Here is a 7,058-nt window from a genome sequence, read left to right on the forward strand (position 1 = left end):
TGGATCAACAAGCCGGCCCAGCAGACCGACGAGACAGAAATCGCAGCAAGCTAAAAACATCAACAAACCGACTCAAACAGGTTGACGGGTTCCGCGCCGTCCATGAGGACGCCGGGTGCGATGTCGGGGAGGTGGCCGTGGGGTTCGTCGGTGTCGAGGTCGGTGAGGATGCGGTGGTGGCGTTGCCAGTCGAGTGGCGATTGGCAGTTCCAGTCCGGGTCGATTTCCGTCAGCTGCGCGGCGCGCTGCGCCCCGCGCTCCGGGTCCTTGCCCAGGCCGCTCTTCGCTCCCCTCCGCCGGAGGTTGGCCATGTGCTGCCCGATGGGCACCAGATCCTTGGCCTCGTTCTCGCCCCAGACGGCGTCCTGTCGGGGTGCGAGGTGTCCGGTGGCCTGCCGGTAGGAGCGGAGGGCGGCGAGGTTGGTCTCCCAGGCTGCAGCCCGTGGGCGGCACCAGCGGCACTGAGTCTCGGGTGGTGGCGACCGTGACGGACAAGCCAACGAGAGGAGTGGCTGGCCCCGGAAGTGGGCTCCGCTGTACGACCTGGGGGCCGTACAGCTCATGCAGCACCGCAGGCCGGGTATCGCCTGCCCCCTTTCTTGGGGTCACGGCGGTGGTCTCGGCAGCCGAGGCCGCCAGGGCCTCGACCAGCTCCTCCCGCGCGATCACCCGCCGGTCGAGCTCGATCTCCGCAGCCTCCAACACCCCGGCCAGCCGCGCGACTTCCTCCCGCAGCCCTTCCACCCGCACCCGGGCCGCTGTCTCCCGCTCCTCCAGCATTCCCAGCACTGACGCCATCGCGCACCCCTCGATCACGGAGCCGAAACAAGACGCCGCATGCCTCCCTCATTCCGAGCTAGACCATGTCTGACCAGCAGAAATCAAGCGATCACGTTCGGTTGAGATACGGCTTCTCAGAACAGGCCCTAGCGGCCGGTGCGCTCTACCAGACATGTGGATGAGCGGAATGCGTGGATGAACTGCTGGGTTCTGGGCGAGCAATCCGCACCGATGGCGGGTGCTGAGGGACCTCGCCGGCCTGGGCGACCGACTGGGAGCGGTGGGTCTGCGCCGAGTGTGGCGGCATTCAGCCATGGCGGACATCCGCCCCACTCGGTCCGTTGATCCTGCCCGGACCCAACTGCGAGATTGGCCAGGCGGCTTAGGTGTTCTCGTGTCTGCGGGCTTGGCCGCACGGTGATGTTTCACTCCTTGGTTAGGAGCACGATGAAACGAAGAAGACGAACAGGTGTGATTGCCGCGGCGTCGGCCGTGTTGATCGCCGCGGCGCTGATTGCGCCTGCGGCCGCAGCCGCCGACCCGACCAGCCCGACTGGATCCGAGAGTGCTGGCGCGAGCAAGGTCGAACCCGCTGATCCCGACGGGCCACAAGGGCCGGGTCGGTCGCCCGTTGCTGGGCTCGACGACCGGGCCGGGCGCGACAACCCGGATTCGATCTACAGGGCGGGGAAGACCGACGGGTTCCAGCCGCTGACCGACGATTCGCTGTCGGATACTGCGGCCGAGAAGCTGGGCAACGCCGACACCAGGCTGCTGCAGCAGGCGCAGGCGTCGAAGAAGAAGTCTGTCACGGTGTTGATGCTGGCCCGGAAGGGCGCGACCGAGGACGTCGTCGCCGCGGTGGAGAAGGCCGGCGGGACCGTCGGGTCGGTGACCGGAAAGGTCGGCTACGTCCGGGCGACCGTCCCGACCGACAGCGTGACCACCTTGGCCGGCCTTCGGTCGGTCGCGGCGATCGACCTGAACCGGACGTACAAGATCCCGGGCCCGGATCTGGGCGCCGCGGGTGCGAGGACGGCGGCAACGAAGGCCGCAGGGCCGACCGCGCCCGGCGCGAACACGCCCGCCGACAACCCGTACCTACCGATCAACGAGACCGGCGCCGAGGCCTTCGTCAAGGACAACCCGGCCTGGGACGGGCGCGGCACGGTCGTCGGCGTGCTAGACACCGGCGTCGACGTCGAGCATCCCGCGCTACAGACGACCAGCGACGGGAAGCCCAAGATTGTCGATTGGGTAACCGCGACCGATCCGGTCACCGACCGCGACGGCAGCTGGGTGCGGATGTCCACCACCAAGACGGGTCCGACGTTCAGCTACCTGGGCAAGACCTGGACGATCCCGGAGGGCACGTTCCAATTCGGCGTGTTCTTCGAGGGCGCGACGGCCGGGAGCGACTTCGAGGGCGACCTCAACCGGGACGGCGACACCCTGGACTTCTACGGGGTTCTGTACGACCCGACCACACACAGGATCTGGGTCGACGGCAACAACAACCAGGACCTCACCGACGAGGCACCGATGGCCCCGTTCGCGGTCGACCGCCAGGTCGGCCACTTCGGGAGCGACGACCCCGCAACACCGCAGAACGAGCGCATCCCGTTCGTCGTCGAGTACCGCGACAACGTCGATCTCTCCCCGCTCGGCGGCAGCAACGTCGGCAAGACCGCGAACTACGTGTCTATCGGGTTGCCGGTCGCCTCGCACGGCACCCATGTGGCGGGGATCACCGCCGGCACGTCGATGTTCGGCGGCCGGATGCACGGCGCCGCACCGGGCGCGCAGATCGTGTCCGCCCGCGCCTGCACTTGGGGCGGTGGCTGCACCCAGGCGGCACTGACCGAGGGCATGATCGACCTGGTCACCAATCGCCATGTCGACGTCGTCAACCTGTCCATCGGTGGGCTTCCCGCGTTGAACGACGGCTCCGACGTGATCGCCGCGCTCTACGACAAGCTGATCGGCCACTACGGCGTGCAGATCATCATCGCCGCCGGCAACGACGGCCTCGGCACCAACACCGTCAGCTCGCCGTCCGTGGCGGGCAAGGCCATCTCGGTCGCCGCGTCCGTCAGCTCCGACACCTGGTGGGCCGGCTACGGGTCGAAGGTCGCCACCAAGCAGGGCATCTTCGGCTTCTCCTCCCGCGGCCCCGCTGAGAACGGGGCGCTGGCGCCGCAGGTGTCCGCGCCCGGCGCCGCCATCTCCTCGATCCCGATGTGGCTGTCCGGTGAAGCCGTCCCCGAGGCCGGGTATTCGCTGCCGGCCGGGTACGGCATGGCCAACGGCACCTCCATGGCGGCCCCGCAGGTCGCCGGAGCGGCGGCGCTGCTGCTATCGGCCGCCAAGGCCCGTTCGCTGACGGTCAGCTCGGCGGCGCTGAAGACCGCCCTGACCGGCACCGCCGACCCGATCCCCGGCGTCCCGACCGTCGCGCAGGGCGCCGGCATCATCGACACCGTCGCGGCCTGGAAGCAGCTCAGCGCTGGCATCAACACCAATGAGCTCACTGTGTCGGCTCCCGTTTGTAGTTCGCTGTCCGGCCTGTTCGCGACTCCGAACACCGGCGTCGGCATCTACAACCGTTGTCTGCCAACGGAAGGCGGCCAGGTGACCGGTGCGCAGAAGACCTACAAGGTCAGCGTCACCCGGACCAGCGGTGCCGCCGGGAACGTCGTGCACCGGATCGGTTGGATCGGCAACGACGGCACGTTCAGCGCTCGCGCGAAAATGCCCCTGCAGCTCGGAAAGGCGGCGGATATCACGGTCACCGCGACCGCGACGACCTCCGGCGTGCATAGCGCGATCCTGACCATTGATGACCCGGCGACGGGCGGCATCGACCAGTTCGTCGCCGTCACCGTGCTGGCGACCAAGCCGCTGGCCAAACCCGACTACGCGGTCACCAGTTCCGGCACGCTCGGCCGAACCGGAACCACCTCGCTGCTGGTGCCCGTTCCCAAGGGCGTCGAAGCACTGCAGCTGACCCTGGGCGGGCTCGCCGACGGCAGCCAGGTCCGCGCATTGCCCATCGACCCCGACGGCATGCCCGCGGACTCCAACGCCAGTTACCACTGCTACACCAACTACACCGACCCGGCGAACTGCAACGCCACCGCACGACCGGTGTACCGACCCAAACCCGGCATCTGGGAGTTCGTGATCGAGTCTCGCAGGACGTCTCCGGTCGAACAGAACCCGTACACAGCGACGGTTTCGCTGCAGGGCATGTCGTTCGATCCGGGGACCGTCACAGTCGACAAGGTGACGATGAACTCGCCGACGAATGTCGGCTCGACGGGGACGAACACCTTTGGCCCCGCGATCGCCCACGTCGCAACTGGCGAGATCGGCGATGTCCGCAATTTGTTCTCGACGGTCTCGCAAGGCGAAGTCACGTCCAACATGCTCTATGTTCCGCGTCAGACGACCCGGCTCGACGTGACGCTGACGCCCAGAGACGCTGCCGATCTGGACTTCTATGTGTATTTCAACGGCAGGCCGATAGGCCAGAGCACCACGACCGGGGACTCGCCCGAGCACATCGTCATCGGTGATCCACGGCCGGGTACGTACTTCATCGTGGTCGCGGGAGTCGCCGTGCCCGGAGACAACGTCACGTTCGACTACCACCAAGAGATGTACTCGAAGGGCCTCGGCACGATCACGCCGAAATCCGACGCGAAGTACACGGTTGCCACGGGCCAGTCGATGCCGGTCGACGGGGCAATGATCGTCAGCGCTCGGCAGTTGACCAAGGATCCCATGGTCGGCCGGGTCCGAGTGGCCAACGAATACGGCACGATCATCGGGGCGGCGGACGTCACGATCGCCACTGTCGATGTCCCCAAACTCGATCTGGTCGGGTGGGCCCCGCCATTCGTCGGCGCGGCTCTCAATGAGAGCGGCGTAGTCGCGGGGGATCGCCAGTACAACTCCAGGATGACGCCGACCATCTGGACGGCCGCCGACGGGTTCACCAACCTGGATCTCGCCGGGGGCAGGTACGGATCGGCTCTGGACCTGAATGACGGCCAGATCGCCGTCGGTATCGCGACGGACAGTGCATTGCGTACTCTTCCCGCCCAATGGGCCAAGGATGGATCGCTCACCGTGCTCGGCGTCCCGGATTGGCGGCCCTATTCCAGCGGCTACGCGACCGCCGTGAATAACAAGGGGGTGGTCACCGGATTCTCCGAAGCAATCGTCAAGGAGTCTGACGGCAAGAACCACAGCTACATGGACGGCTTCGTGCGGACGCCGGATGGGACGTTCAGCAAGCTGGCCCACCTGTCCTCGGATCTGAGGGGAACCCAGCCGCGCGCCATCAACGATGCCGGAATGATCGTCGGTGCCTCGCGCACCGATGGCCATGTGCCGAACGCGGTCGCCTGGGATGCGACGTCAGGTGTTATTCAGGATCTCGGCACGCTTCCGGGACAGTATTCGGCCCAGGCGAACGATGTGAACGCCTCCGGGACTATCGTGGGGACCAGCGGTGACGACGCGTTCGTGTGGACCAAGGCCGGCGGAATGCAGCGCCTTGCCGACTACGGATACAACGCGACCGGCGAGAAAGTCACCGACGACGGGTGGATCCTCGGAACTGTCGAACTTTTCCCGGACGTCGCGGTGTCGGCGATGTGGGACCCGCAGGGACGGCTCTGGGATCTGTCCGGCATGGTGCCGCTCTCTGCCGGTGATCGATTCACGCCGACCTACAGCTTCGACATCAACGATCACCACCAGCTAATGGTCTACGGCGAGGGCGGCCCGAACGCCGCCTGGTCCAGCTCGGTGATGCTGAGGATCCCGGCAGGTCTGGGCAACTAGGCCCCGGCGCCACCTCGTCCCGTCGAGCCACCGCAGTCGGTGGCTCGACGGGACGAAGGCGTTCAAAGCCAGCCCCGGTCCCGCGCGTGCCAGCCAAGCAACACCCGGGATTCGGTGCCGGCCAGATCCATCAGCCTGCGGACCCTGCGCTGCATGGTCCGCAGGCTGATCCCCAGTCGGGCAGCGACCGCGGCATCGGTGTACCCAGCCAGCAACAGCATCAGGACCTCCCGGTCCGCCGGGTCGGCGAGATCCTTCGGCGATGCCAAGTTCGGATCGACCCTACGGCCGGGGGCCTCCCGCAGTTGCATGGCCGACCGCCACAGGCTCTCGAAGCTGAACACCAGACAGTCCAGCAGCCCCCCGGCGCGCACCACCGCGATCTCCGAGTGCGCGTGCCCACCCTCGTCGAGCTGCACGATCGCAATCGAATCGTCGACGATCAGCAGCTTCGCCGGTAACGACTGCACCATGCGGATCTCCTGTCCCCGATCCAGGGAGGCGACCAGGTCCTTCTCCGCGGCGGGCTCATCCAGCACGGTCCGTTCGATGATGATCCGCTCACGCAGACCACGGCCGGCGACCTCGCGTTCGGTGTCAGTTTCGGAGATCCCGAAAACCGCGAACGGTGGTTTCGCGAACATCCGGAACTGCTCCTTGGCGGACAGCAACAGGCCATTGAGCCAGCTGCCGATCTCGCTGCGACCCCGAACGATCTCGATGCCGTTCGACAGCTGCACCTCGCGCGCCCTCCGGTACTCCTCCGCGAGCTCGTCGAGTGCCGTTCGGGCGGCCCTGACCTGCTGCTCGCGCTGCGCGACCATCCCCTCGAGCGCCAGCGACGGCGACACCGCCGAGATTCCTCTGCCGTCGGCCATGTCAACCAGGCCCACCTGCCGCAACGCACCGATCGCCGTTTCGATGTCCTCGACCGAGATCCCCAGCAGGCCGGCGAGATCCGGCCCGAGCGCCGGTCCGCCGGAGACCAACGCCCGATAGACCCGCTCGGCCGTCGCGTCGACATCGACCCCGATGAGTGAGCTCAGCGGGGAGGGGCGACTGGGGTCGGGCATGGCGCGAACTATACGTCCGTTACCGAACTGCTGGGTGATAGGTGGGCTCCGTCAGATACGTAGCCCCAGCACATGGCCAGTCGCCTCACCCGCCGCACGAGCAGGACCTGTTCGTGCGGCGGGTGAGGCGGCGGAAGCTGCTCCGAAGGGTGACGAAGCTGTGGCGTAGCTGGCCGCCCTGCTTATTGATCTTGCTTGTTACCTGCTGTTGTTCAGTTGTATTGAGCGGTGTTTCCGTTCCTGGGGGAGGCGTGCGTTGAAGTTCCCCCTCTGAAGTGGACAGCCTGATACTGGGACGGATCGGTCCCGGAGGAAGCAGTCCAGGTTGAGTGGTAAGAGCAACATGAGCAA

The 7,058-nt window shown here is 66.8% G+C and carries 2 protein-coding genes and 1 pseudogene; 1 reads left to right on the forward strand and 2 read right to left on the reverse strand.

Translation table 11 applies throughout. The annotated features are described in order from the left end of the window. Positions 1–95 precede the first annotated feature (95 nt). Positions 96–473 (reverse strand): annotated as a pseudogene (locus ACWD6R_RS39245) (helicase associated domain-containing protein); the annotation flags it as partial. Positions 474–1,227: 754 nt separating this feature from the next. On the opposite strand from ACWD6R_RS39245, the gene ACWD6R_RS39250 reads away from it, so the two are divergent. Further along, positions 1,228–5,634, forward strand: coding sequence for a S8 family serine peptidase (locus ACWD6R_RS39250; RefSeq protein ID WP_451823138.1), 4,407 nt, complete (start codon positions 1,228–1,230; stop codon positions 5,632–5,634). A gap of 62 nt (positions 5,635–5,696) precedes the next feature. On the opposite strand, the gene ACWD6R_RS39255 is transcribed toward ACWD6R_RS39250, so the two are convergent. Beyond that, positions 5,697–6,707 (reverse strand): helix-turn-helix transcriptional regulator, encoded by a 1,011-nt coding sequence (locus ACWD6R_RS39255; protein WP_451823139.1) that lies wholly within the window; start codon positions 6,705–6,707, stop codon positions 5,697–5,699. Between the last annotated feature and the right edge of the window lie 351 nt (positions 6,708–7,058).

The sequence above is a fragment of the Streptomyces sp. NPDC005151 genome (genome assembly GCF_053599875.1).